Raw genomic sequence first — 25,473 nt, forward strand, 5'->3', positions numbered from 1 at the left:
GGCTCTGTGCTTGATCAGTCCCTGGACATGCTGTTCGGTCTGGTGTGGTGCGGGGGCTGTGTCGTTGTCGTGTCCGTCGTGAGGGCGGGGCGGCGCAGCGACAGGAGCGGGACGGCCAGGACGAGCAGCAGGAGGAGCTGCGGCGCGAGAGGCGCGAGCTCCGCGCGCCAGACCCAGCCCCCCACCGCGGCGAGATACACGACCCCCCAGCGCCCCTGCCACGACAGCCGGCCACCCGCCTTCGCGAGCAGCAGCCACAGCGGTACGAGACACAGCAACTGCAGGACGAGCGGCGCCCAGCGCAGCAGCGGGCCGGACCCGTCGAGCCCTGCCGCTTCCGCCAGAAAACCGGCCGTCTCGGTATAGAACGCCCCACCGACCGCCTCCGGTTCCCGGCCGAGGGCGACGGGTGCCGCGTACAGGGTGAGTACGGCGGTACCCAGCGCGGTGCCGGGCAGCCACGGGTCGGTCGCGACGCACAACGTCACGGACGCCACGAACACCACGAGCAGCAGGGCCCCGGCGACGAGGGCCGACAGGGGCAGTTCCCGCAGCAGCTCCCGTCCGGTGAGCTCGGCCTCCGTCACGCCGGCGCCCAGCCACGGCAGTTCACGCGACGCGACCAGGAGGATGACGGTGGCGATGCCGAGGAGGAGCCACAGTACGGGGCGCAGGAGCCGCTCCGGGATCGGCCCGATCCCGCCGTCGCCCTCGTCGTCGCCGAAGTCGGTGACGGACTCCCCGAACTCGGAGCGGGACCCGGCCTCGGGGACAGGGGTGGCGACCGGACCGGGGTCCACCTCGAAGTCCGAGTGCCCGTCGAGGTCCGAGCGCGCGTCGAGGTCCGAGTGCACGTCGTTCGCGTCGGACTTCGCGCCCCGGCCGGACACGGCCGGACGCTCGGTGCCGACCGCGGAAGCGGCATCGCCCTCGGTCGCGGGCTCTGTGCCAGGCGCGGACGCGGCATCGGCGTCCGGCGCGGACACGGCTCCGGTGTCAGGATCCCGTGGCCGCCGGACGATCACCGCGAGGGCGTCCGCCTCCAGGGCCTCCCGCTCGTAGCCGGGTCGCCCTATGAACAGGGCGACCGTGTCCTCGCGTGCCGCCTCGTCGGTCTGTCCGTGCTCGTACGCCGCCCGCCGCGCCCAGCTCGTGCCGTACCCGGCGGTGGCGTTCAACCGGGCCCAGCGGGTGCCGTACGAGGTACCGGGACCCGGATCCCGGCCGCCATGCAGTCCGGCCCCTCCGTGAACGGCGCCCGGTCCGTCGGCCCCTCCGGAACGACGCCCGCCCCCGTCGCCGCCCCGCAGGACGGCACGCAGTCCGGGCGCGCAGCCGAGGGCGACCACGGTCATGCTGCCCAGCACCGCCCACCCGGCGCCCGCGATCCCGGCCGGCGTGAACAGCATCGCCGCGCTGCCCAGCACCAGGACACACATGGTGCCCTGCACGGCGGCGAGCATCCCGGTACGTCCCTGGACGCGCAGCACGCCGATGTACAGCTCCACCACGATGCGCGGCAGGGCCCCTACGGCGAGCAGCCGCAGCACCGTGGAGCCGTGCTCGGCGTAGCCCTTGTCGAAGGGCGCGAGGATCTGCGGGGCGAAGGCGACCAGGAAGAGGACGACCGGCACCAGCAGCAGCGTCATGCGGCGCAGCGCTCCGCGGACACCGTCGGCGAGGCGGCGCGGGTCGTGCGAGGCGTGTGCGGTGAGGGAAGAGGCCATGTTGATGGCCATGAACTCCATCGTGCCGCCGACGGTGTAGGCCACGTAGAAGTAGCCGTTCTCCGCGGCACTGAAGTTGACCGCGACCATCACCGGCAGCAGGTTGATCATCGCCAGGCTGAACAGCGCGCCCAGCGAGTCACCGGCCAGGAACCGGCCCATCTCGCGGACCTCGGGCGGCTGCACGTCGTGGTCGGCGGCGGCCTGGCGCGGGATGAGCCGGCGGAAGATCAGCCAGCCGAGCGGCAGGGTGGAGAAGGCGATGGCCACGGCCCAGGACACGAAGATGCCGAGCACCGGCAGCGTGGTGGCGAAGGCGGCGAGCAGGATCAGCTTCCCGACCGAGAACACGGCGTTCCCGGCGGGCACCCACTCCGCCTTGCGAAGCCCGGTCAGCACACCGTCCTGGAGGGTGAGCAGCGCCCAGGCCACGCAGGCCGCGACGAACAGGGCACCTGCCTCCGCGGTGCCCAGCGGAGCGTACGAGGCGCCCCACAGGTCGAGGGTGAGCAGGAAGACGACCGCGGCCAGGGCGACGACCACGGAACTGGCCGCGTACGCGCGCCACACCAGTGGCCCGGTCGCACGTCCGGCCCGCGGCACGAAACGGACGACGGCGCCGATCATCGTGGTCGCCGTGATGCTGGCGAGCAGCCTCATCGCGGCGATGGCGGCGGAGCCCTGGCCGACCGCCTCCTCCGAGTAGTAGCGGGCGGCCACCAGCCAGAAGCCCAGGCCGAGCACGGCGGAGACGCCGGTGCTGAGCATGAGGAAGTAGGCGTTCTTGAAGAGCGAGTCGCCGCTGTGCCCGCTCCCGGACGGCGTCGGCCCGCCACCCGAGGGTGCCGCGGCCGTCTCGTGCACCTGGGTCTCAGCCACCGGTGGGCCCCAGCCCTTCCGGTACCTCGGCCGGCCCCACTCCGGACTCCTCCAGCGCCGCGATCACCGAACGGGCCCGCAGCGGGTCCACGGGCAGCGCGTGCCGCGCGAACCAGCGCGCGCCCTCGGGCGACGGGGACGGATCGGTGAAGGCCGCACCCGCGTAGTCGTCCAGCGGCGGGTCGTAGAGGTAGCCGACGACGATGCCGTGCCGGGCCACCGCCCGGGCCGCCGCGTCCCGGTCCGCCACGAGCAGCGGCACTCGGAACAACGGCTGTACGGCCGCTCGCGGTTGCCCGTCCGCCGGATGTCCCCAGCGCGTCGACAGCAGCAGCTCCGTCCCCGAGCGGCAGGCCGCGAGGACGTCGTCCAGCCGGTCGAGTCGCCGCCCGATGCGCCCGAGCCGGAACCGGCCGGCCCGCAACCGGTAGTCGTGCATGTCGACGCGGACCCAGGGGTCGTGAGCGTCCAGGTCGGGAGCCGAGGCGACCGCGCGGGCCAGCTCGTCCGGACGCAGCGGCATCCGGATCTCCTCGCGTTCCATCAGCCCCAGCAGTCGCATCGTGGCCCAGGCGGCCCGCCGCAACCGCAGTCCGCGTACGGCGGCTTCGGCGTACGGCCGTACGGCGTAGGCGAGTTCGGCCGTCGTACGGCGTGGCAGCAGCAGGTCGTCACAGGCTTTCTCCAGCGCCTCGCGCAGCCCCGGGTCGGCGACCGCCAGGACGCCTCCGGCCTTGGCGCCGACGTGCTTGGACAGGCTGAAAACGGAGGCGTCGCCCCAGGCCCCGACCGGCCGTCCGCCGACCTCGCTGCCGATGGCGTGCGCGGCGTCCTCGAACAGCGGGATGCCCGACGCGTCACAGCGGGCCCGCAGTCCGGGTGCCGGGTCCGGATTCCCGTACAGGTTCGTCGTCAGTACGGCGGACAGTGAACCCCACACGTCCTCGGGCACGGCATCGACGTCGATGGAGGCGTCCGACGGGTTCAACGGCGCCTGCACCGGCCGCAGTCCGGCCGCGAGCACGACGAAGAAGATGACGTCGTCGTTGACCGGCGACATCAGCACCCGGCCGCCCGGCGGGCACCAGTGACGCAGTGCCGCGTACAGCCCGAAACGGCACGACGGCACGTACACGCATTCCCGGCCGAGTCGGGCGCGCATGGTCTCTTCCAGCCGCTTCCTCGGCTGCGAACCATCCCGCACCGAACCCGGACCGGCCTCCCCAATGGCCATCCGCCCCCCTGATGTGCCGTCGAAAGCCCCCTCCCCGAGGCCTTCCGGCACCCGCCCAGAGTCACCCCGTTCGCACCGCTCCGTCAAGATTGCGTACCGGCCTGTGGACAACTTCCCGCACTCAAACGGAAGCGGAGCGCAACACTTCCCCGCGTTCACGCGGGCGTGCGCCGACTGCCGAGGCACCGCCGCACCGGCCACTCCCGCCGTCTCCCGCACCGGCCTTTGGACCACTCCCCGCACGTCAGCACACCTGCGCACGCTCCCCCACGCCACGCACCGCTCCCTCCCGACACACTGCCCAAGACCGGTATGTCACCCGTAACGTGTGGCCCGACCAGAACCACGTGGCACACACACGCGCGCGCACGGCGCACATGGCGAGCACGAAAGCGAGGCAGCACCCGATGCCCCCCTTCGATGTCCCCGAGGGCGACCCCTTCGGCCCGCACAACCTCCCGTACGGCGTGTTCTCGATCCCCGGCACGCAGGGCCGGACGGTGGGCGTCCGGCTCGGCGACCACGTCCTCGACGCCGGCGCGGCGGCCCACGCGCTCGGCTCGCCGTACGCCTCCCTGCTCGCGCGGCCCACCCTCAACCCGCTGCTGGCGGCCGGCCGCACCGCCTGGTCCGACGTACGGCGCGCCCTGACCGCCTGGGTGACCGTCCCCTCCCACCGCGAAACCCTCGAACCCCTCTTCCACTCCCTTTCGTCGGTGACCCTCCACCTGCCCTTCGAGGTCGCGGACTACGTCGACTTCTACGCCTCCGAGAACCACGCCCGGAACGTCGGCAGCATCTTCCGCCCCGACGCCGCCGACTCCCTCACCCCGAACTGGAAGCACCTCCCGATCGGTTACCACGGCCGCTCCGGCACGGTCGTGGTGTCCGGCACGGATGTCGTACGCCCGTGCGGGCAGCGCAAGGCCCCGACCGACACCGCTCCCGTCTTCGGCCCGTCCGTCCGCCTGGACATCGAGGCCGAGGTCGGCTTCGTGGTGGGCGTGCCGTCCGAGCCGGGCGACCCGGTGCCACTCGGCGACTTCCGCGAGCACGTCTTCGGGCTGTGCCTCCTCAACGACTGGTCCGCGCGGGACGTACAGGCCTGGGAGTACGTCCCCCTCGGCCCGTTCCTCGGCAAGTCCTTCGCCACCTCGGTGTCGGCCTGGATCACGCCGCTGGACGCCCTGGAGGAGGCGCGGGTGGCGCCGCCGGAACGCACCCACGAGCTGCTGCCCTACCTCGACGACACGGCCCCGGAACAGGACGAACCCGGCGGCTACGACCTCCGGATCTCCGTCGCGATCAACGGCCACGTCGTCTCCGAGCCGCCGTTCTCCACCATGTACTGGACGGCCGCCCAGCAGCTGGCCCACATGACCGTCAACGGCGCTTCGCTGCGCACCGGCGACCTCTACGGCTCCGGCACGGTGAGCGGACCGGCCGAGCGGGAACGCGGGTCCCTGCTGGAGCTGACCTGGAACGGACGCGACCCGCTGGAACTCCCTGACGGCAGACGGACGTTCCTCGAGGACGGCGACGTGGTGACCCTGTCGGCCTGGGCGCCGGGGCCGGACGGCGTCCGGGTGGGGCTCGGCGAGGTGACCGGACGGATCGCGGGACCGCGGACCGGGCGGTAGCACCCGGGCCGGTACTCGCGGGGGCGGTGCCCACGGGAGCGGCGCCCCGCGGGAGCGACTCCCGCGCGGGCGGCGGCCGCACGACTCACGCGAGTGGCGGCCGTACGACCCGCCCGCCCGGATCCGTTGCCCGCCGGGCCTGACTCGCACCGCCCGTCACCGTCATACTGGCGTCGGGCGGTGTGCGCGGCACGTCCGCACCCGCGTCGGCGCCCCCACCCGCCGAAGCCCAGGCCCCGCCCACCGCAACCGCACCACAGCCAGAGCCGCCCTTCCGACCAGGATCCGGAGCCCGTGGCATGACCCTCTGCCTGCTCCTGCTGTTCGTCGTAGCCGTGACCGCCGCGGTACCGGTGCCGCGCGCGCTGACCCGGTCCGCGTGGCCCGAACGGGATCCGGTGGTCGCGCTGTGGGTGTGGCAGTGCCTGGTCGCCACCGTCCTGCTGTGCTGTCTGACGGCGCTCGTCCTCGGGGCCGCCGCCGTCTTCGGCACCGTCCGCGCCCAGCTCTTCGCACCCGCGCCGCCCGCGGTGACCGCGGCGTACAACCTCTCCGCCGGCCCGCCCTGGGCCGCGGCCCTCACGCTGCTGCTCGCCGGTGGCGCCGCCTGGACGACCGCCATGCTCGGCCGCGAGCTCGTCGAGGCACGCCGACGTCGTGCCCGGTCCCGAGCCCACCTGCGCGAGCGCGCCCCCGATCTGCCCGCCGGGCTCCCCGCCGCCCGCGGCCCCCTCCTGGTCCTGGAGGACGAGTACCCGGACGCCTGGTGGATGCCCGGCAGCCCACCCCAGCTGATCGTCACCACCGGCGCCCTGCAGCGTCTCACCGACCACCAGCTCGACGCTGTCCTCACCCACGAGCGCGGCCACGCACGCGCCCGCCACGACTGGCTGCTGCACCTGTCCACGGCCCTGGCCACCGGCTTCCCCCGAGTCCCCCTCTTCGCTCACTTCTGCGACCAGACCCACCGCCTGGTCGAACTGGCCGCCGACGACACCGCCTCCCGTCGCTGCGGTCACCTGACCACGGCGCTCGCCCTGATCGAGCTGAACCAGCACCGCGGCGTCCTGTCCTGCGCCTCCAGCCACCGCCTCCTCGGCGAGCGGGTAGACCGACTCCTGGAACCGCCGCCCCGCCTGGCGCCGCGCCACCGGGCCCTGACCACGGCGACAGCCGCCCTCGTGCCCCTCCTCCCCCTGCTGATCACCTTCGCTCCGGGGCTGACCGCGCTGGCGTAGGGCAACCGACCTCCCAGGGGCGGGGCAAGGGAGCGGGCACGGGCGGCGCCGTCCGGTCGCCGACGCCCGCCGCGAGCTCCTTATGTCCAGTCGTCCGGCTCGGGCTCCACCTCGGGCCAGTCGTCCGCTCCGGAGTCGGAGACGGAGCCGACCGACGGCCGGCCCGGGGCGGGCTCCGACACGGGCGCAGACACGGCGGCCGGCCCCTCCAGCCCGGCCAGTACGGCCAGCACACCCTCCCCGTACGTCGCCAGCTTCTTCTCGCCCACCCCGCTGATGCCCCCGAGCTGCCCGATCGAGGTGGGCCAGGCGGTGGCGATCTCCCGGAGGGTGGCGTCGTGGAAGATGACGTACGCCGGAACACCCTGCTCCCGGGCTTGCTCCGCCCGCCAGGCGCGCAGCGCCTCGAAGGCCGGCAACAGCTCTTGGGGCAGTTCGGCGACGGCGGCCTTCTGCTTGCGGTCGCTCCGTCCGCCGCCCGCCGCCCGTGCCGAGGCCGGCTTCTCGGGCTCCTTGCGCAACGGCACCTCGCGCTCCCGCCGCAGGACCTCGCCGCTGGCCTCGGTCAGCACCAGCGTGCCGTACTCGCCTTCGACGGCGAGCAGGCCCTGGGCCAGCAGTTGCCGGGCGACGCCACGCCACTCGCCCTCGGTCAGCTCCTCGCCGATGCCGAACACGGAGAGCTGGTCGTGATCGAACTGGATCACCTTGGCGGTGCGCTTGCCCAGCAGGATGTCGATGATCTGCCCCGCGCCGAACTTCTGTCCGCGCTCCCGCTTCAGCCGCACCACCGTCGACAGCACCTTCTGCGCCGCCACCGTGCCGTCCCAGGTCTGCGGCGGGGTGAGACAGGTGTCGCAGTTGCCGCAGCCGGCCGGGTCCGGTTCCTGGCCGAAGTAGGCGAGGAGCTGGCCGCGGCGGCACTGGGCGGTCTCGCACAGGGCGAGCATCGCGTCCAGGTGCGACTGGGCCCGTCGGCGGAACGCCTCGTCGCCCTCGCCGGACTGGATCAGCTTGCGCTGCTGTATGACGTCGTTGAGGCCGTACGCCATCCATGCCGTCGAGGGCAGCCCGTCCCGCCCCGCGCGGCCGGTCTCCTGGTAGTACCCCTCCACCGACTTGGGGAGATCCAGGTGGGCGACGAACCGCACGTCCGGCTTGTCGATGCCCATGCCGAAGGCGATGGTCGCCACGACCACCAGGCCCTCCTCCCGCAGGAACCTGGACTGGTGCGCCGCGCGGGTGCCCGCGTCCAGGCCCGCGTGGTACGGCACCGCCTCGACGCCGTTGCGGGAGAGGAACGTCGCGGTCTTCTCGACGGAGTTGCGCGAGAGGCAGTAGACGATGCCCGCGTCGCCCGGGTGCTCCTCGCGCAGGAAGCTCAGGAGCTGCTTCTTGGGATCGGTCTTGGGCACGATCCGGTACTGGATGTTGGGCCGGTCGAAGCTGGCCACGAAGTGCCGGGCCGTCGGCATGTTCAGCCGCTCGGTGATCTCGCGGTGCGTGGCGTGCGTGGCCGTCGCCGTGAGCGCGAGCCGGGGCACGTCCGGCCAGCGCTCGCCGAGCAGGGACAGCGCGAGGTAGTCGGGGCGGAAGTCGTGGCCCCACTGCGAGACGCAGTGCGCCTCGTCGATCGCGAAGAGGGAGATCTTGCCGCGGGACAGCAGGTCCAGGGTGCCCTCCAGCCGCAGCCGCTCGGGCGCCAGGTACAGCAGGTCCAGCTCACCGGCGAGGAACTCGGCCTCCACCACGCGCCGCTCTTCGAAGTCCTGCGTGGAGTTCATGAACCCGGCCCGCACGCCGAGCGCCCGCAGCGCGTCCACCTGGTCCTGCATCAGCGCGATCAGCGGCGAGACCACGATGCCCGTGCCGGGCCGGACCAGGGACGGAATCTGGTAGCAGAGCGACTTGCCGCCGCCGGTCGGCATGAGCACCACGGCGTCGCCGCCCGCGATCACGTGGTCGACGACCGCTTGCTGCTCGCCGCGGAAGGCCTCGTACCCGAAGACGCGGTGCAGCGCGGCCAGCGCCGCGCCGTCCGCACCCGTCGCCTGTGCTGTCTCTGCCATCTCGCCGATCACGCCCGTCCCGCCCATCGCTTCGTCCCCCGTATGTCCTGCCTTGCCTGTCCGGGCCTTCTGGTCCCGTCCTGTCCGTCCGGTCCGCCCTGTCCCGACCACTGCCTCAACGATAGGGGGCCGCGCCGACAGCGCCGGAGTTATCCACAGGCCGCACACCGTAGCGATCGTCACCCGCGTCAAGGACACGACAGTCGTTCACACGTTCGCGGGAGACCCGTCCGTTTCCGGCGGATAGTCTGATCGCACCCGCGAGACTCCGTCCCATGGGAGCACTGATGAGCGTCGCACCGAAGGCGTCCACGCCCGACTGGCCCGTCCCGCCGGAGGGCGGCTGGACCGCGGACGACCTGGACCGGCTTCCGAACCTGCCTCCGCACACGGAGTTGATCGACGGGAGCCTCGTCTTCGTGAGTCCGCAGCCCCTCTTCCACTCACGCGCTGTCGACTTCTTCAACTGGCAGCTGCAGTCCCTCGCCCCGGCGGAGTTCGAGGTCGTCCGCGAGTTCACCATCGACATCGACCGGCAGAACCGGCCCGAACCGGACGTCATCGTCGTGCGCGGCGACGTCGTCGACGACCCGGAGCAGACTCGCTATCCCGCCGACGCCGTCACCCTGGCCATCGAGGTCGTCTCCGCCGAGTCCGTCTCCCGCGACCGCGAGACCAAGCCCCTGAAGTACGCCCGGGCCGGCATCACCCACTACTGGCGTGTGGAGAACGAGAAGGGGCTAGCCGTCGTCCACGCCTTCGAGCTGGAGCCCGCCACCGGGGCATACGTCGCCGTCGGCATCTTCCGTGAGCGGATGAAGCTGAGCGTGCCCTTCCCGCTGGATCTGGACCTGACGGCCATCAAGGCGCGCCGCGGCGGCGAGTGACCCACACGCACACGGCGGCGGCCCGGCATCCCTTGGGGGATGCCGGGCCGCCGCCGTGTCCGAACCGGCGAGCGCCGCGTCAGCGCACGAACACCCCCGCCTGCCCCGCCAGGTCCAGGAAGTACTGCGGCGCCAGGCCGAGCACCACCGTGACGGCGACCCCGACGCCGATGGCCGTCACCGTCAGCGGTGACGGCACCGCGACGGTCGGGCCCTCCGGACGCGGCTCGCTGAAGAACATCAGCACGATCACACGGATGTAGAAGAACGCCGCGATCGCCGACGAAATCACGCCGATCACGACCAGCGGAACCGCCCCGCCCTCCGCCGCCGCCTTGAACACGGCGAACTTGCCGGAGAATCCGGAGGTGAGCGGGATGCCCGCGAAGGCCAGCAGGAACACGGCGAACACGGCCGCCACCAGCGGCGACCTGCGTCCGAGCCCGGCCCACTTCGACAGGTGCGTCGCCTCGCCGCCCGCGTCGCGCACCAGCGTGACGACCGCGAAGGCGCCGATCGTGACGAAGCTGTACGCGGCCAGGTAGAAGAGGACGGACGAGATGCCCTCCGGCGTGGTCGCGATGACACCGGCGAGGATGAAGCCCGCGTGCGCGATCGACGAGTACGCCAGCAGCCGCTTGATGTCGGTCTGCGTGATCGCGACGATCGCACCGGCCAGCATGGTGACGATAGCCACCGCCCACATCACCGGCCGCCAGTCCCAGCGCAGGCCGGGCAGGACGACGTAGAGGATGCGGAGCAGGGCACCGAAGGCGGCCACCTTGGTCGCCGCCGCCATGAAGCCGGTCACCGGTGTCGGCGCGCCCTGGTAGACGTCCGGCGTCCACATGTGGAACGGCACCGCGCCCACCTTGAACAGCAGCCCCATGACGATCAGCGCGGCCCCGACGAGCAGCAGCGCGTCGTTGCCCATGGTGTCGGCGAGCGCCGGGGTGACGTTCTGCACGGTGCCGTCGACGACCTGCGCGATCGTGCCGTACGACATGGAGCCCGCGTAGCCGTAGAGCAAGGCGATGCCGAACAGCGTGAACGCGGAGGCGAACGCGCCGAGCAGGAAGTACTTGACCGCCGCCTCCTGCGACATCAGCCGCTTGCGGCGGGCCAGCGCGCACAGCAGGTACAGCGGGAGGGAGAAGACCTCCAGGGCCACGAAGAGCGTCAGGAAGTCGTTGGCCGCCGGGAAGATCAGCATGCCGGCGACGGCGAAAAGGAGGAGCGGGAAGACCTCCGTCGTGGTGAAGCCGGCCTTGACCGCCTTCTGCTCGCTCTCGCTGCCCGGCACGGCCGCGGCCTGGGCGGCGAAGGAGTCGACGCGGTTGCCGTGCGCCTGCGGGTCGAGCCGCCGTTCGGCGAAGGTGAAGAGGCCGACCAGCGCCACCAGCAGGATGGTGCCCTGGAGGAACAGGGCCGGGCCGTCGACGGCGATGGCACCCATCGCCGCGATGCCCGCCTTGGTCGTGCCGTATCCGCCCGCCGCCAGCGCCACGACCGCGGCGAAGGCGGCGACGAGCGCGACGACGGACAGGAACATCTGCACGTAGTAGCGGGACCTGCGCGGCACGAATGCCTCGATCAGGATGCCGATGACCGCTGCGCCGATGACGATCAGGGTGGGCGACAGCTGCCCGTACTCGATCTTCGGCGCGTCGATCTTGCCGATCGGGTCGGCCGCCGTCGCCGCCGTTGTCCACAGGCTGTGGACGGCTGTTGCGCTCACTTGGCCGCCTCCACCTCAGGCTGGGGGTCCTTCTTCTGTACGTCGGACATGGTCTGCTCCACCGCTGGGTTGACGATGTCCGTGAGGGGCTTCGGGAAGACGCCCAGGAAGATCAGCAGCGCCACCAGCGGCGCCACGACCACCAGCTCCCGCACCCGCAGGTCGGGCATCGCCGACACCTCCGGCTTCACCGGGCCCGTCATCGTCCGCTGGTAGAGGACGAGGGTGTAGAGCGCGGCCAGCACGATGCCGAAGGTGGCGATGACGCCGATCACCGGATAGCGCGTGAACGTGCCGACCAGGACCAGGAACTCGCTGATGAACGGCGCCAGACCCGGCAGGGACAAGGTCGCCAGGCCGCCGATCAGGAAGGTGCCGGCGAGCACCGGGGCTACCTTCTGCACCCCCCCGTAGTCGGCGATGAGCCGCGAGCCGCGCCGCGAGATCAGGAAACCGGCGATCAGCATCAGCACGGCGGTCGAGATGCCGTGGTTGACCATGTAGAGCGTCGCGCCGGACTGGCCCTGGCTGGTCATCGCGAAGATGCCCATGATGATGAAGCCGAAGTGCGAGATCGACGCGTACGCGATCAGCCGCTTGATGTCGCGCTGGCCGACCGCGAGCAGCGCTCCGTAGATGATGCTGATGACCGCCAGCACCAGGATCACCGGCGTCGCCCACTTGCTCGCCTCCGGGAAGAGCTGGAGGCAGAAGCGGAGCATCGCGAAGGTGCCGACCTTGTCGACGACCGCCGTAATGAGTACGGCGACCGGCGCGGTGGACTCCTGCATGGCGTTGGGCAGCCAGGTGTGCAGCGGCCACAGCGGCGCCTTCACCGCGAAGGCGAAGAAGAAACCGAGGAACAGCCACCGCTCGGTGCTGGTCGCCATGTCCAGTTCTCCGCTGGCCCGGGCCTCGGCGATCTCGGTGAGGGAGAAATTCCCGGCGACCACGTACAACCCGATCACCGCGGCCAGCATGATCAGACCGCCGGCCAGGTTGTAGAGGAGGAACTTCACCGCGGCGTACGACCGCTGGGTCGCCGCCGTCTTCTCACCGTGTTCGTGGGCCCGGTCCCCGAAGCCGCCGATGAGGAAGTACATCGGGATGAGCATGGCTTCGAAGAAGATGTAGAAGAGGAAGACGTCGGTGGCCTCGAAGGAGAGGATCACCATCGCCTCGACCAGCAGGATCAGGGCGAAGAATCCCTGGGTCGGCCGCCACCGGCTGCTGCCGGTCTCCAGCGGGTCGGCGTCGTGCCAGCCCGCGAGGATGATGAACGGGATCAGCAGGGCGGTCAGCGCGATCAGTGCCACCGCGATGCCGTCCACGCCCAGTTCGTAACGGACGCCGAAGTCCGCGATCCAGGAGTGCGACTCGGTGAGCTGGTAGCGGTCGCCGCCGGGGTCGAAGCGGACCAGTACCGCGATCGCCAGCGCGAGGGTGGCCAGCGAGAACAGCAGCGCGAGCCACTTGGCCGCGGTGCGTTTCGCGGCCGGTACGGCGGCCGTGGCGATGGCCCCGACGGCCGGGAGGGCCGCCGTGACTGTCAGCAGGGGAAAGGACATCGGTATCAGACCGCCCTCATCAGCAGGGTCGCGGCGACGAGGACCGCCGCACCGCCGAACATCGAGACCGCGTAACTGCGCACGAATCCGTTTTGCAGCTTGCGCATCCGCCCGGACAGACCGCCGACCGAGGCCGCCGTGCCGTTGACGACGCCGTCGACCAGGGAGTGGTCGACGTAGACCAGGGAGCGCGTCAGATGCTCGCCGCCTCGTACCAGGACCACGTGGTTGAAGTCGTCCTGGAGCAGGTCGCGCCGGGCTGCGCGGGTGAGCAGGGATCCACGCGGGGCGACGGCCGGGACCGGACGCCGTCCGTACTGCGCCCAGGCGGCCGCGACGCCGATGACCATCACGGCCACCGTCGAGACGGTGACCGTCAGGGCGCTGATCGGCGCGTGACCGTGGTCGTGCCCGGTGATGGGCTCCAACCAGTGCACGAAGCGGTCGCCGATGCTGAAGAACGCACCGCCGAACACCGAGCCGACGGCCAGCACGATCATCGGGATCGTCATGGCCTTCGGGGACTCGTGCGGGTGCGGCGGGGTGTACTCGCCGTGCGTCTGGGCCGCGGGCTCGACATCGGGCTTCGCGGGCGACGGCGTGGGGGCATTGCGCCAGCGCTCCTCGCCGAAGAACGTCATCAGCATCACGCGCGTCATGTAGTACGCGGTGACGGCCGCGCCCAGCAGCGCACAGGCGCCGAGGATCCAGCCCTCGGCCCCGCCCTTGGCGAACGCCGACTCGATGATCTTGTCCTTGGAGAAGAAGCCGGACAGACCCGGGAAGCCGATGATGGCGAGGTATCCGAGGCCGAAGGTGATGAAGGTGACCGGCATGTACTTGCGCAGTCCGCCGTAGCGGCGCATGTCGACCTCGTCGTTCATGCCGTGCATGACGGAACCGGCACCGAGGAACAGCCCGGCCTTGAAGAAGCCGTGCGTCACCAGGTGCATGATCGCGAAGACGTAGCCGATGGGGCCGAGACCGGCCGCCAGCACCATGTAGCCGATCTGCGACATGGTCGACCCTGCCAGCGCCTTCTTGATGTCGTCCTTGGCGCAACCGACGATCGCACCGAACAGCAGCGTGACCGCGCCGACGATGGTCACGACGAGCTGTGCGTCGGGCGCGCCGTTGAAGATGGCTCCGGAGCGGACGATCAGGTACACGCCCGCCGTCACCATGGTCGCGGCGTGGATGAGGGCCGAGACCGGGGTCGGGCCCTCCATCGCGTCACCGAGCCAGGACTGCAACGGCACCTGGGCGGACTTTCCGCAGGCGGCGAGCAGCAGCATCAGGGCGATCGCGGTGAGCTTGCCCTCACCGGCCTCGCCCGCGAGCCCGGCCTCCCCGTGGCCACCGAGCACCGGCCCGAAGGCGAAGGTGCCGAACCACAGGAACATCAGCATGATCGCGATGGACAGCCCCATGTCGCCGACGCGGTTGACCAGGAAGGCCTTCTTCGCGGCGGTGGCGGCGCTGGGCTTGTGCTGCCAGAAGCCGATCAGCAGGTACGAGGCGAGACCGACGCCCTCCCAGCCGACGTACAGCAGCAGGTAGTTGTCGGCGAGGACGAGGATCAGCATCGCCGCGAGGAACAGGTTCAGGTAGCCGAAGAAGCGGCGGCGCCGCTCGTCGTGCTCCATGTACCCGATCGAGTACAGGTGGATGAGCGAGCCGACGCCGGTGATCAGCAGCACGAACGTCATCGAGAGCTGGTCGAGCCGGAAGGCGACGTCGGCCTGGAAACCCTCCACGGGGATCCAGCTGAACAGGTGCTGCGTCAGGGTGCGGTCCTCGGCGCCGGCACCGAGCATGTCGGCGAAGAGGACGACGCCGATCACGAAGGAGGCGGCCGCCAGCACCGTGCCGATCCAATGGCCTACGGCGTCCAGTCGGCGACCGCCGCACAGCAGGACCGCCGCTCCGAGCAAGGGCGCCGCCACCAGCAGCGCAATCAGATTCTCCACGATTCAGCGACCCCTCACAGCTTCATCAGGCTGGCGTCGTCGACCGAGGCCGAGTGGCGGGAACGGAACAGAGACACGATGATCGCGAGCCCGACCACGACCTCCGCGGCGGCGACGACCATCGTGAAGAAGGCGATGATCTGGCCGTCGAGGTTGCCGTGCATGCGGGAGAAGGCGACGAACGCGAGGTTGCAGGCGTTGAGCATCAGCTCGACGCACATGAACACCACGATCGCGTTGCGCCGGATCAGCACACCGGTGGCGCCGATCGTGAACAACAGGGCCGCGAGGTAGAGGTAGTTGACCGGGTTCACTTCGACGCCTCCTCGGACCGCTTGAAGGTGGCCGGCGCGACCGCCCCTCGCTCGAGGCGCTCCTCGGCACGCTGCTCCAGCGCCTTGAGGTCGTCGAGCGCGTCCGTCGACACGTCGCGGACCTGGCCCCGCTCGCGCAGCGTCTTGCTGACGGTGAGCTCGGAGGGGGTGCCGTCGGGCAGCAGGCCCGCGATGTCGACCGCGTTGTGCCGGGCGTAGACGCCGGGCGCGGGCAGCGGCGGCAGGTACTTGCCCTCGCGTACGCGCTGCTCGGCCAGCTCTCGCTGGGTCCTGGCACGCTCGGTGCGCTCGCGGTGGGTGAGCACCATGGCGCCTACGGCGGCCGTGATGAGCAGCGCGCCGGTGATCTCGAAGGCGAATACGTACTTGGTGAAGATGAGGGACGCGAGTCCCTCCACGTTGCCGTTCGCGTTGGCCTGACCGAGGCCGGTGAACTCGCTGACCGATGCGTTCCCGATGCCGCCGATCAGCAGGATGCCGAAGCCGAGCCCGGACGCCAGGGCCAGCCAGCGCTGGCCCTTGATGGTCTCCTTCAGGGAGTCCGCCGCGGTGACGCCGACGAGCATCACCACGAACAGGAACAGCATCATGATCGCGCCGGTGTAGACGATGATCTGCACCACGCCGAGGAAGTAGGCGCCGTTGGCGAGATAGAACACCGCCAGGATGATCATGGTCCCGGCGAGGCAGAGCGCGCTGTGCACGGCCCGCTTCATGAAAACGGTGCACAGGGCGCCGATCACCGCGACGGTGCCCAGGATCCAGAACTGGACGGCTTCCCCGGTGGAGGTGCCGGCGGAGAGAGTCGCCGCGGCGGCGAGCTGCGCGCTCATCGGCGGATCACCTCCTCCGACGCGGGCTCGGTCCCGCCGAAGGTCGAGTCGCCCTCCTGGACGACCTCTCCCTCGGAGTGGACGACCTGCTGGACCGTCCCGGGCGCGGCCTCGGTGACCAGGCCCCGGTAGTAGTCCTGCTCGTCCGTGCCCGGGTAGATGGCGTGGGGCGAGTCGACCATGCCCTCCTCCAGGCCGGCGAGAAGCTGCTCCTTGGTGAAGATGAGGTTGGCGCGGCTGGAGTCGGCCAGCTCGAACTCGTTGGTCATCGTCAGCGCGCGCGTGGGGCACGCCTCGATGCACAGGCCGCACAGGATGCAGCGGGCGTAGTTGATCTGGTAGACGCGGCCGTACCGCTCACCCGGCGAGTAGCGCTCCTCGTCCGTGTTGTCCGCGCCCTCCACGTAGATGGCGTCCGCGGGACACGCCCAGGCGCACAACTCGCAGCCGATGCACTTCTCCAGGCCGTCCGGATGGCGGTTGAGCTGGTGCCGGCCGTGGAAGCGCGGAGCGGTGGTCTTCTTCTGCTCCGGGTACTGCTCGGTCAGCCGCTTCTTGAACATGGCCTTGAAGGTCACGCCGAAGCCGGCCACGGGGTTCAGGAAACCGGGGTCGGTCTCCTTGGGTTCCTCAGCCATCGGACGCCTCCTTTCCATCCGTAGATCCGCCCGAAGATCCGTCACTGTGAGTATCGGGCCCGCCACTGACAACCAGCTCCCGCTCCCGGCGCGGGCGACGCCTGGGCACCGGCGGCAACTCCTGCCCGGGCAACGGCGGTACGGGGAATCCGCCGGCCATCGGGTCGAAGGCGGCCGGCCCCTCGGCGGGCGGCTCGGCCTGCTTGCCCTTCTCTCGGTACATGTCGACGACGAACGACAGCACCAGCAGGGCCAGGACGCCGCCGCCGACGTAGAGGGCGATGTCGGTGAACCCGTAGTTCTCGTTCCGCAGGGCCCGCACGGTCGCCACGAGCATCAGCCAGACCAGGGAGACCGGGATGAGGACCTTCCAGCCGAGCTTCATCAGCTGGTCGTAGCGGACGCGCGGGAGGGTGCCGCGCAGCCAGATGAAGAAGAACAGCAGCAACTGCACCTTGACCACGAACCAGAGCAGCGGCCACCAGCCGTGGTTGGCGCCCTCCCAGAAGGTGCTGACCGGCCACGGTGCCCGCCAGCCGCCGAGGAAGAGCGTGATGGCGACCGCCGAGACGGTCACCATGTTCACGTACTCGGCGAGCATGAACATCGCGAACTTGATCGACGAGTACTCGGTGTTGAAGCCGCCCACCAGGTCGCCCTCGGACTCCGGCATGTCGAAGGGGGCGCGGTTGGTCTCGCCGACCATCGTGACGATGTAGAGGATGAAGGAGACCGGCAGCAGCACGATGTACCAGCGGTCGGTCTGCCCTGCGACGATCTCCGAGGTCGACATGGACCCCGAGTAGAGGAACACCGAGGCGAACGCGGCGCCCATCGCGATCTCGTAGGAGATCATCTGCGCGCAGGAGCGCAGGCCGCCGAGGAGCGGGTACGTCGATCCGGAGCTCCATCCGGCCAGCACCATGCCGTAGATGCCGATCGAGGCGACCGCGAGGATGTAGAGCAACGCGATCGGCAGGTCGGTGAGCTGCATGGTGGTGCGTTGACCGAAGATCGAGATCTCGTTGCCGGCAGGCCCGAAGGGAATCACGGCGATCGCCATGAAGGCCGGGATGGCGGCGACGATCGGTGCGAGGACGTACACCACCTTGTCGGCGCGCTTGACGACGAGGTCTTCCTTGAGCATCAGCTTGATGCCGTCGGCGAGCGACTGGAGCATGCCCCAGGGGCCGTGCCGGTTCGGGCCGATGCGCAGCTGCATCCAGGCGACGACCTTGCGCTCCCACACGATGGCGAACAGCACGGTCACCATCAGGAAGGCGAAGCAGAAGACCGCCTTGACGACGACGAGCCACCAGGGATCGGTGCCGAACATCGAGAGGTCTTCAGCGGCGAGGTACGGGCTCATGCCTCCACCTCCTTGGGGGCCTCGCCGGCGAGCGTGGCCGGGCCGATACGGACGAGGGTTCCGGGCAGCACCCCGGCGTCGGAGGCGACGCCGGTGCCGGCCGAGTTCAGCGGGAGCCAGACCACCCGGTCGGGCATCTCGGTCACCTGGAGCGGGAATTCGACGGCACCGGCCGGACCGGTGACGGCCAGGAGGTCCCCGTCCTTGACGCCCGCCTCGGCGGCGGTTGCCGCCGACAAGCGCGCGCGTGCGGCGTGCCGGGTGCCGGCCAGCGCCTCGTCGCCCTGCTGGAGGACACCCTGGTCGAGCAGCAGCCGGTGCCCGGCCAGCACCGCCTCGCCGGCGGCCGGCCGGGGCAGCGCCCCCGCGGTGTACAGCGGTTCACCGGCCCGCGGCCCGTCCCAGGCGCCGAGCCGGTCGATCTCCGCGCGGGTGGTGCGCAGATCCGGCAGCCCCAGGTGTACGTCCATGGCGTCGGCCAGCATCTGGAGGACGCGGGCGTCGCCGGGGGCGAGGCGGCGGGTCATCTGGTCGGGCTTGAGCGCCGCCTCGAAGAAGCGTGCACGGCCCTCCCAGTTGAGGAAGGTCCCGGCCTTCTCGGCGACCGCGGCGACCGGAAGGACGACGTCGGCCAGTGCGGTGACCTCGCTGGGCCGCAGCTCCAGGGAGACCACGAAGCCCGCCTCGGCGAGTGCCGTACGCGCGCGTGCCGGATCGGGCAGGTCGGCGACCTCCACCCCGGCCACCAGCAGCGCCTGGAGTTCGCCGCGCGCGGCGGCCTCGACGATCTCGCCCGTGTCGCGGCCGTAGCGGTGCGGGAGGTCCGCCAGGCCCCAGACCGCGGCGACCTCCTCACGCGCGCGGGGGTCGGTCGCCGGGCGCCCGCCCGGCAGCAGCGAGGGCAGGGCACCCGCCTCGACCGCGCCGCGCTCCCCGGCCCGGCGCGGGATCCACGCCAGCCGGGCGCCGGTCGCGGTGGCGGTCCGTACGGCGGCGGTGAGGCCACCGGCCACGGACGCCAGGCGCTCGCCGACGACGATCACGGCGCCCTCGGCGCGCAGGGCCTCGGCGGCCCGGGCCCCGTCGTCCTCCAGGCCGACCCCGCTCGCCAGCGCGTCCAGCCACTCGGTCTCGGTGCCGGGAGCGGCCGGCAGCAGGGTGCCCCCGGCCTTCTCCAGACCCCGCGTGGCGTGCGTGGCCAGCGAGAAGACCTTCTGCCCGTGCTTGCGCCAGGCCTTGCGCAGCCTCAGGAAGACGCCGGGCGCCTCCTCCTCGGCCTCGAAACCGGCCAGCAGCACGGCGGGCGCCTTCTCCAGCGCGGTGTACGTGACGCCCGTACCGTCGAGGTCGCGGCCGCGCCCGGCGATCCGGGCGGCCAGGAAGTCGGCCTCCTCGGTGCTGTGCACGCGCGCGCGGAAGTCGATGTCGTTGGTGTCGAGTGCCACGCGCGCGAACTTGCTGTACGCGTAGGCGTCCTCGACGGTGAGCCGCCCGCCGGCCAGGACACCGGTCCGGCCCTTCGAGGCGAGCAGCCCCTGTGCGGCGATCTGCAGGGCCTCCGGCCAGGAGGCGGGCTCCAGCTCGCCCTCGGCGTTGCGCACCAGGGGCGTCGTCAGCCGGTCCCGCTGCTGTGCGTACCGGAAGGCGAAGCGGCCCTTGTCGCAGATCCACTCCTCGTTGACCTCGGGGTCGTCGGCCGCCAGGCGCCGCATGACCTTGCCGCGCCGGTGGTCGGTGCGGGTCGCGCAGCCGCCGGAGCAGTGCTCGCACACGGAAGGCGAGGAGACCAGGTCGAAGGGGCGGGAGCGGAACCGGTACGCCGCCGAGGTGAGCGCGCCGACCGGGCAGATCTGGATGGTGTTGCCGGAGAAGTACGACTCGAAGGGGTCGCCCTCGCCGGTGCCGACCTGCTGGAGCGCGCCCCGCTCGATCAGCTCGATCATCGGGTCGCCCGCGACCTGGTTGGAGAAACGGGTGCAGCGTGCGCACAGCACGCACCGCTCACGGTCGAGCAGCACCTGCGTGGAGATCGGCACCGGCTTCTCGTACGTCCGCTTCTTTCCTTCGAAGCGGGACTCCGCCTGGCCGTGCGACATCGCCTGGTTCTGCAACGGGCACTCGCCGCCCTTGTCGCAGACCGGGCAGTCCAGCGGGTGGTTGATGAGCAGCAGCTCCATCACACCGTGCTGCGCCTTCTCGGCGACGGGCGAGGTGAGGTGGGTCTTCACCACCATCCCGTCGGTGCAGGTGATGGTGCAGGAGGCCATGGGCTTGCGCTGGCCCTCGACCTCGACGATGCACTGGCGGCAGGCGCCGGCCGGGTCGAGGAGGGGGTGGTCGCAGAACCGGGGGATCTCGATGCCGAGCTGCTCGGCGGCCCGGATGACCAGGGTGCCCTTGGACACGCTGATCTCGGCGCCGTCGATCGTCAGCGACACGAGGTCCTCCGGCGGGACCGCCGCCTCTCCCCCGCCGGAGGGAGCGCTGGTGGTCACAGTCATGCGTTCACCTCCGTACGGTGGTCGGCCCAGGCCGTCGACTTGGCCGGGTCGAAGGGACAGCCGCGGCCCGTGATGTGCTGCTCGTACTCCTCGCGGAAGTACTTGAGCGAGGAGAAGATCGGCGAGGCGGCGCCGTCGCCGAGGGCGCAGAAGGACTTGCCGTTGATGTTGTCGGCGATGTCGTTCAGCTTGTCGAGATCGGTCATGACGCCCTTGCCGGCCTCGATGTCGCGCAGCAGCTGGACGAGCCAGTACGTGCCTTCGCGGCAGGGGGTGCACTTGCCGCAGGACTCGTGGGCGTAGAACTCGGTCCAGCGGGTGACGGCCCGCACGACGCAGGTCGTCTCGTCGAAGCACTGGAGCGCCTTGGTGCCGAGCATGGAACCGGCGGCGCCCACTCCCTCGTAGTCGAGGGGGACGTCGAGGTGCTCGTCGGTGAACATCGGCGTCGAGGAGCCGCCCGGCGTCCAGAACTTGAGGCGGTGGCCCGGGCGCATGCCGCCGCTCATGTCCAGGAGCTGGCGCAGCGTGATGCCGAGCGGAGCCTCGTACTGGCCGGGGCTCGCGACGTGGCCGCTGAGCGAGTACAGCGTGAAGCCCGGGGACTTCTCGCTGCCCATCGACCTGAACCAGTCCTTGCCCTTGTTCAGGATCGCGGGAACCGACGCGATCGATTCGACGTTGTTCACCACAGTCGGGCACGCGTAGAGGCCCGCGACGGCAGGGAAGGGGGGACGGAGCCGCGGTTGACCCCGGCGGCCTTCGAGCGAGTCGAGCAGTGCGGTCTCCTCACCGCAGATGTACGCGCCCGCGCCCGCGTGCACGGTGAGTTCGAGGTCGAGTCCGCTGCCCAGGATGTTCTCGCCGAGGAAGCCGGCCTCGTAGGCCTCGCGCACGGCCTCGTGCAACCGCCGCAGCACTGGGACGACTTCACCACGCAGATAGATGAAGGCATGCGAAGACCTGATGGCGTAACACGCGATGACGATGCCCTCGATGAGGCTGTGCGGGTTCGCGAAGAGGAGCGGGATGTCCTTGCAGGTCCCCGGCTCCGACTCGTCGGCGTTGACAACCAGATAGTGAGGCTTGCCGTCTCCCTGGGGAATGAACTGCCACTTCATCCCCGTCGGGAACCCCGCTCCGCCGCGTCCGCGCAGACCCGAGTCCTTGACGTACGCGATCAGGTCGTCCGGCGACATCGCCAGCGCCTTGCGGAGCCCTTCGTACCCCTCGTGCCTCCGGTAGACGTCGAGAGTCCAGGACTCGTCCTCGTCCCAGAAGGCCGACAGCACGGGTGCGAGCAGCTTCTCCGGGCTGGTGCCCTTGATCTCGGCTGCCACGGTCATCACTCCCCCTCCTCGGCGGTAGGCCCTGCCGGGTTGGAAGGGTCGGATGCCGATGTGTCCTGCGGCGCGTCGTGCGAGCTCAGGTGTTCCGTCGGGGACGGGTCGTGCACGGCCCGGTCCTGCGGTGCGTCGTGCGGTCCGCCGTCCCGCGGGTGCACCACGCGCGCGGCGGACACTTCGCCCTTGGCCAGCTTGAGTCCGGCCAGGGATGCGGGACCCGCGCTGCCGCCGGCCGCGACGGCGCCGTCCCGCTCGTCGGGGAATCCCGCCAGGATCCGGGCGGTCTCCTTGAAGGTGCACAGCGGCGCACCGCGCGTGGGCGTCACCGGCCGTCCCGCGCGCAGGTCGTCGACGAGGCGCCTGACGCTCGCCGGGTTCTGGTTGTCGAAGAACTCCCAGTTGACCATCACGACCGGCGCGAAGTCGCAGGCCGCGTTGCACTCGATGTGCTCCAGGGTGACCTTGCCGTCCTCGGTGGTCTCCCCGTTGCCGACGCCCAGGTGCTCCTGGAGGGACTCGAAGATCGCGTCGCCGCCCATGACCGCGCACAGCGTGTTGGTGCAGACGCCGACCTGGTAGTCGCCGCTCGGCCTGCGCCGGTACATGGTGTAGAAGGTGGCGACCGCGGTGACCTCGGCCGTGGTCAGGCCCAGCACGTCCGCGCAGAACTGCATCCCGGTGCGCGTGACGTGTCCCTCCTCCGCCTGCACGAGGTGCAGCAGGGGCAGGAGGGCGGACCGGGAGTCCGGGTAGCGGGCGATGATCTCGCGCGCGTCGGTCTCCAGCCGGGCCCGGACGTCGTCCGGGTAGGCGGGCGCGGGCAGTTCCGGCATGCCCAGGCTGACGCCCCGCTCCGAAGAAGAGGTGGTCACCGGTCGACGCCTCCCATCACGGGGTCGAGGGACGCCACGGCCACGATGACGTCGGCGACCTGGCCGCCCTCGCACATCGCCGCCATGGCCTGCAGGTTGGTGAAGGACGGGTCGCGGAAGTGGACCCGGAAGGGACGGGTGCCGCCGTCGGAGACGACGTGCACCCCGAGCTCGCCCTTGGGCGATTCCACCGCCGCGTAGGTCTGGCCCGGCGGCACCCGGAAGCCCTCTGTGACCAGCTTGAAGTGGTGGATCAGGGCCTCCATGGAGGTGCCCATGATCTTCTTGATGTGGTCGAGGGAGTTGCCCAGTCCGTCCGGTCCCAGGGCGAGCTGGGCGGGCCAGGCGATCTTTTTGTCGCCGACCATGACCGGGCCGGGCTGGAGCCGGTCCAGGCACTGCTCGACGATCCGGAGCGACTGGCGCATCTCCTCCAGCCGGATCAGGAAGCGACCGTAGGCGTCACAGGTGTCGGCGGTCGGGATGTCGAAGTCGTACGTCTCGTAGCCGCAGTACGGCTGGGTCTTGCGCAGGTCGTGCGGCAGGCCGGTGGACCTGAGGACCGGGCCGGTGGCGCCGAGGGCCATGCAGCCGGCCAGGTCGAGATAGCCGACGTCCTGCATACGGGCCTTGAAGATCGGGTTCCCGGTGGCGAGCTTGTCGTACTCCGGGAGGTTCTTCTTCATCTTCTTCACGAACTCGCGGATGTGGTCCACCGCGCCGGGCGGCAGGTCCTGGGCGAGTCCGCCCGGGCGGATGAACGCGTGGTTCATCCGCAGGCCGGTGATCAGCTCGTAGATGTCGAGGACGAGTTCACGATCGCGGAAGCCGTAGATCATGATCGTGGTGGCGCCGAGTTCCATGCCTCCCGTGGCGATGCACACCAGGTGGGAGGAGAGCCGGTTCAGCTCCATCAGGAGCACTCGGATGGTGGTGGCCCGGTCCGGGATCTCGTCCTCGATACCGAGCAGCTTCTCGACTCCCAGGCAGTACGCCGTCTCGTTGAAGAACGACGTCAGGTAGTCCATGCGCGTCACGAACGTGGTGCCCTGCGTCCAGGTCCGGTACTCGAGGTTCTTCTCGATGCCGGTGTGCAGGTAGCCGATGCCGCAACGGGCCTCGGTGACGGTCTCGCCGTCGATCTCCAGGATCAGGCGGAGCACGCCGTGGGTGGACGGGTGCTGCGGTCCCATGTTGACGACGATGCGCTCGTCGTCGGCGCGGGCCGCGGACTGGACGACCTCGTCCCAGTCGCCGCCGGTGACCGTGTAGACGGTGCCCTCGGTGGTCTCGCGAGGGGAGGCGTGCGAAGTGCTCATGAGTACGACCTCCGCTGGTCCGGAGCCGGGATCTGGGCGCCCTTGTACTCGACGGGGATGCCGCCGAGGGGGTAGTCCTTGCGCTGCGGAAAGCCCTGCCAGTCGTCCGGCATCATGATCCGCGTCAGCGCCGGGTGGCCGTCGAAGACGATTCCGAAGAAGTCGTACGTCTCGCGCTCGTGCCAGTCGTTCGTCGGATAGACCGAGAACAGCGACGGGATGTGCGGGTCGCTGTCGGGCGCGCTGACCTCGAGGCGGATCAGCCGGTTGTGGGTGATCGAGCGCAGGTGGTAGACGGCGTGCAGCTCGCGGCCCTTGTCGTTCGGGTAGTGGACGCCGCTGACGCCGGTGCACAGTTCGAAGCGGAGGGCCGGGTCGTCGCGCAGGGTGCGGGCGACGCGGACCAGGTGTTCGCGCTCGATGTGGAAGGTCAGCTCGTCGCGGTCGACGACCGTCTTCTCGATGGCGTTCTCGGGCAGGAGCCCCTGCTCCTCCAGCGCGCCCTCGAGCTCGTCGGCGACCTCGTCGAACCATCCGCCGTAGGGCCGGCTCGCCGGGCCGGGGAGCCGGACGGAGCGGACCAGACCGCCGTAGCCGGAGGTGTCGCCGCCGTTGTTGGCACCGAACATCCCGCGCTGGACGCGGATCTCCTCGCCGCCCTGGCCGCGCTGGCCCGGGAGGTTCTCCGCGGACAGGTCCTTCTCCGGGTTCACCCCGTTCGCGTCACCCGCGGTGTTGTTCGCGTCGCTCACCGCAGCAGCCCCTTCATCTCGATCGTGGGCAGGGCCTTGAGCGCCGCCTCCTCCGCCTCGCGGGCCGCCTCCTCGGCGTTCACGCCGAGTTTGGAGGTCTGGATCTTCTGGTGGAGCTTGAGGATGGCGTCCATCAGCATCTCGGGCCGCGGCGGGCAGCCGGGCAGGTAGATGTCGACCGGGACGATGTGGTCGACGCCCTGGACGATCGCGTAGTTGTTGAACATGCCGCCCGAGGAGGCGCAGACCCCCATGGAGATCACCCATTTCGGGTTCGGCATCTGGTCGTAGACCTGCCGCAGCACCGGCGCCATCTTCTGGCTCACCCGGCCCGCGACGATCATCAGGTCCGCCTGCCGCGGCGATCCGCGGAAGACCTCCATGCCGAAGCGCGCCAGGTCGTAGCGGCCGGCACCGGTGGTCATCATCTCGATGGCACAGCAGGCGAGGCCGAACGTGGCGGGGAAGACGGACGACTTGCGCACCCACCCCGCGGCCTGCTCGACGGTGGTCAGCAGGAAGCCGCTCGGCAGCTTTTCTTCGAGTCCCATGTCAAAG

19 protein-coding genes are annotated in these 25,473 nt (G+C 70.7%); 3 read left to right on the forward strand and 16 right to left on the reverse strand.

The genetic code is table 11. The features are described 5' to 3' along the window. Positions 1 to 14: 14 nt before the first annotated feature. A complete protein-coding gene (locus IE142_RS06600) occupies positions 15 to 2,606 on the reverse strand; it encodes a lipopolysaccharide biosynthesis protein (protein WP_191884793.1) in 2,592 nt (863 codons plus the stop codon). After that, the gene (locus IE142_RS06605) at positions 2,599 to 3,840 is read right to left on the reverse strand and encodes a DegT/DnrJ/EryC1/StrS family aminotransferase (RefSeq protein WP_191884794.1); all 1,242 of its coding nucleotides are present in this window, start codon (positions 3,838 to 3,840) and stop codon (positions 2,599 to 2,601) included. The genes IE142_RS06600 and IE142_RS06605 overlap by 8 nt, the downstream gene beginning before the upstream one ends. Positions 3,841 to 4,247: 407 nt before the next feature. On the opposite strand from IE142_RS06605, the gene fahA reads away from it, so the two are divergent. Both fahA and IE142_RS06615 read left to right on the forward strand, forming a co-directional pair. After that, a complete protein-coding gene (gene fahA, locus IE142_RS06610; RefSeq protein ID WP_191884795.1) occupies positions 4,248 to 5,480 on the forward strand; it encodes a fumarylacetoacetase in 1,233 nt (410 codons plus the stop codon). Positions 5,481 to 5,779: 299 nt separating this feature from the next. Beyond that, positions 5,780 to 6,718, forward strand: coding sequence for a M56 family metallopeptidase (locus IE142_RS06615; RefSeq protein WP_191884796.1), 939 nt, complete (start codon positions 5,780 to 5,782; stop codon positions 6,716 to 6,718). A gap of 80 nt (positions 6,719 to 6,798) precedes the next feature. Here the strand turns inward: IE142_RS06615 and recQ are convergent, their stop codons facing one another. Beyond that, a complete protein-coding gene (gene recQ, locus IE142_RS06620) occupies positions 6,799 to 8,814 on the reverse strand; it encodes a DNA helicase RecQ (RefSeq protein ID WP_191884797.1) in 2,016 nt (671 codons plus the stop codon). A 260-nt stretch (positions 8,815 to 9,074) separates the two neighbouring features. On the opposite strand from recQ, the gene IE142_RS06625 reads away from it, so the two are divergent. Further along, a complete protein-coding gene (locus tag IE142_RS06625; protein WP_191884798.1) occupies positions 9,075 to 9,674 on the forward strand; it encodes a Uma2 family endonuclease in 600 nt (199 codons plus the stop codon). Positions 9,675 to 9,753: 79 nt separating this feature from the next. On the opposite strand, the gene nuoN is transcribed toward IE142_RS06625, so the two are convergent. The 13 genes from nuoN to IE142_RS06690 are packed head-to-tail and all read right to left on the reverse strand — an operon-like array spanning position 9,754 to position 25,466. Beyond that, positions 9,754 to 11,412, reverse strand: a complete 1,659-nt coding sequence (nuoN, locus tag IE142_RS06630; RefSeq protein WP_191884799.1) for an NADH-quinone oxidoreductase subunit NuoN — start codon at positions 11,410 to 11,412, stop codon at positions 9,754 to 9,756. Next, entirely contained in the window at positions 11,409 to 12,980 is a 1,572-nt protein-coding gene (locus IE142_RS06635; protein WP_191884800.1) for an NADH-quinone oxidoreductase subunit M, read from the reverse strand. The genes nuoN and IE142_RS06635 overlap by 4 nt, the downstream gene beginning before the upstream one ends. 5 nt (positions 12,981 to 12,985) lie before the next feature. Next, complete coding sequence (nuoL, locus tag IE142_RS06640) at positions 12,986 to 14,950, reverse strand: NADH-quinone oxidoreductase subunit L (protein WP_191884801.1); 1,965 nt, start codon at positions 14,948 to 14,950, stop codon at positions 12,986 to 12,988. A 14-nt stretch (positions 14,951 to 14,964) separates the two neighbouring features. Further along, positions 14,965 to 15,264 carry an NADH-quinone oxidoreductase subunit NuoK gene (nuoK, locus tag IE142_RS06645; RefSeq protein ID WP_004927567.1) on the reverse strand — a complete coding sequence of 100 codons (300 nt, stop codon included), beginning with the start codon at positions 15,262 to 15,264 and terminating at the stop codon, positions 14,965 to 14,967. Continuing rightward, positions 15,261 to 16,118, reverse strand: a complete 858-nt coding sequence (locus IE142_RS06650; RefSeq protein WP_191884802.1) for an NADH-quinone oxidoreductase subunit J — start codon at positions 16,116 to 16,118, stop codon at positions 15,261 to 15,263. The genes nuoK and IE142_RS06650 overlap by 4 nt, the downstream gene beginning before the upstream one ends. Further along, positions 16,115 to 16,756: an NADH-quinone oxidoreductase subunit NuoI gene (gene nuoI, locus IE142_RS06655; protein ID WP_191884803.1), complete on the reverse strand. Its 642-nt coding sequence runs from the start codon at positions 16,754 to 16,756 to the stop codon at positions 16,115 to 16,117. The genes IE142_RS06650 and nuoI overlap by 4 nt, the downstream gene beginning before the upstream one ends. After that, on the reverse strand, positions 16,749 to 18,125 hold the full coding sequence (gene nuoH / locus IE142_RS06660; RefSeq protein WP_191884804.1) for an NADH-quinone oxidoreductase subunit NuoH: 1,377 nt from the start codon (positions 18,123 to 18,125) through the stop codon (positions 16,749 to 16,751). Before nuoH ends, nuoI begins: the two co-directional genes overlap by 8 nt. Continuing rightward, entirely contained in the window at positions 18,122 to 20,626 is a 2,505-nt protein-coding gene (locus tag IE142_RS06665; protein WP_191884805.1) for an NADH-quinone oxidoreductase subunit G, read from the reverse strand. Before IE142_RS06665 ends, nuoH begins: the two co-directional genes overlap by 4 nt. Continuing rightward, positions 20,623 to 21,975, reverse strand: coding sequence for an NADH-quinone oxidoreductase subunit NuoF (nuoF, locus tag IE142_RS06670; protein ID WP_191884806.1), 1,353 nt, complete (start codon positions 21,973 to 21,975; stop codon positions 20,623 to 20,625). Before nuoF ends, IE142_RS06665 begins: the two co-directional genes overlap by 4 nt. Beyond that, complete coding sequence (nuoE, locus tag IE142_RS06675) at positions 21,972 to 22,844, reverse strand: NADH-quinone oxidoreductase subunit NuoE (protein WP_191884807.1); 873 nt, start codon at positions 22,842 to 22,844, stop codon at positions 21,972 to 21,974. Before nuoE ends, nuoF begins: the two co-directional genes overlap by 4 nt. Further along, on the reverse strand, positions 22,841 to 24,163 hold the full coding sequence (locus IE142_RS06680; RefSeq protein ID WP_191884808.1) for an NADH-quinone oxidoreductase subunit D: 1,323 nt from the start codon (positions 24,161 to 24,163) through the stop codon (positions 22,841 to 22,843). Before IE142_RS06680 ends, nuoE begins: the two co-directional genes overlap by 4 nt. Beyond that, on the reverse strand, positions 24,160 to 24,915 hold the full coding sequence (locus IE142_RS06685) for an NADH-quinone oxidoreductase subunit C (protein ID WP_100046797.1): 756 nt from the start codon (positions 24,913 to 24,915) through the stop codon (positions 24,160 to 24,162). The genes IE142_RS06680 and IE142_RS06685 overlap by 4 nt, the downstream gene beginning before the upstream one ends. Continuing rightward, the gene (locus IE142_RS06690) at positions 24,912 to 25,466 is read right to left on the reverse strand and encodes a NuoB/complex I 20 kDa subunit family protein (RefSeq protein ID WP_010041554.1); all 555 of its coding nucleotides are present in this window, start codon (positions 25,464 to 25,466) and stop codon (positions 24,912 to 24,914) included. The genes IE142_RS06685 and IE142_RS06690 overlap by 4 nt, the downstream gene beginning before the upstream one ends. Positions 25,467 to 25,473 lie beyond the last annotated feature (7 nt).

This window comes from Streptomyces mutabilis (assembly GCF_014649815.1).
GTDB lineage: Bacteria > Actinomycetota > Actinomycetes > Streptomycetales > Streptomycetaceae > Streptomyces > Streptomyces mutabilis.

Bases quoted from the DNA above. Each gene is read 5' to 3' on its own strand.
- IE142_RS06650 (WP_191884802.1), bottom strand. From the start codon at position 16,118: ATGAGCGCGCAGCTCGCCGCCGCGGCGACTCTCTCCGCCGGCACCTCC.
- IE142_RS06665 (WP_191884805.1), bottom strand. From the start codon at position 20,626: ATGACTGTGACCACCAGCGCTCCCTCCGGCGGGGGAGAGGCGGCGGTC.
- IE142_RS06690 (WP_010041554.1), bottom strand. From the start codon at position 25,466: ATGGGACTCGAAGAAAAGCTGCCGAGCGGCTTCCTGCTGACCACCGTC.
- nuoI (WP_191884803.1), bottom strand. From the start codon at position 16,756: ATGGCTGAGGAACCCAAGGAGACCGACCCCGGTTTCCTGAACCCCGTG.
- nuoH (WP_191884804.1), bottom strand. From the start codon at position 18,125: ATGAGCCCGTACCTCGCCGCTGAAGACCTCTCGATGTTCGGCACCGAT.
- IE142_RS06605 (WP_191884794.1), bottom strand. From the start codon at position 3,840: ATGGCCATTGGGGAGGCCGGTCCGGGTTCGGTGCGGGATGGTTCGCAG.
- IE142_RS06680 (WP_191884808.1), bottom strand. From the start codon at position 24,163: ATGAGCACTTCGCACGCCTCCCCTCGCGAGACCACCGAGGGCACCGTC.
- recQ (WP_191884797.1), bottom strand. From the start codon at position 8,814: ATGGGCGGGACGGGCGTGATCGGCGAGATGGCAGAGACAGCACAGGCG.
- IE142_RS06615 (WP_191884796.1), top strand. From the start codon at position 5,780: ATGACCCTCTGCCTGCTCCTGCTGTTCGTCGTAGCCGTGACCGCCGCG.
- fahA (WP_191884795.1), top strand. From the start codon at position 4,248: ATGCCCCCCTTCGATGTCCCCGAGGGCGACCCCTTCGGCCCGCACAAC.
- IE142_RS06625 (WP_191884798.1), top strand. From the start codon at position 9,075: ATGAGCGTCGCACCGAAGGCGTCCACGCCCGACTGGCCCGTCCCGCCG.
- IE142_RS06635 (WP_191884800.1), bottom strand. From the start codon at position 12,980: ATGTCCTTTCCCCTGCTGACAGTCACGGCGGCCCTCCCGGCCGTCGGG.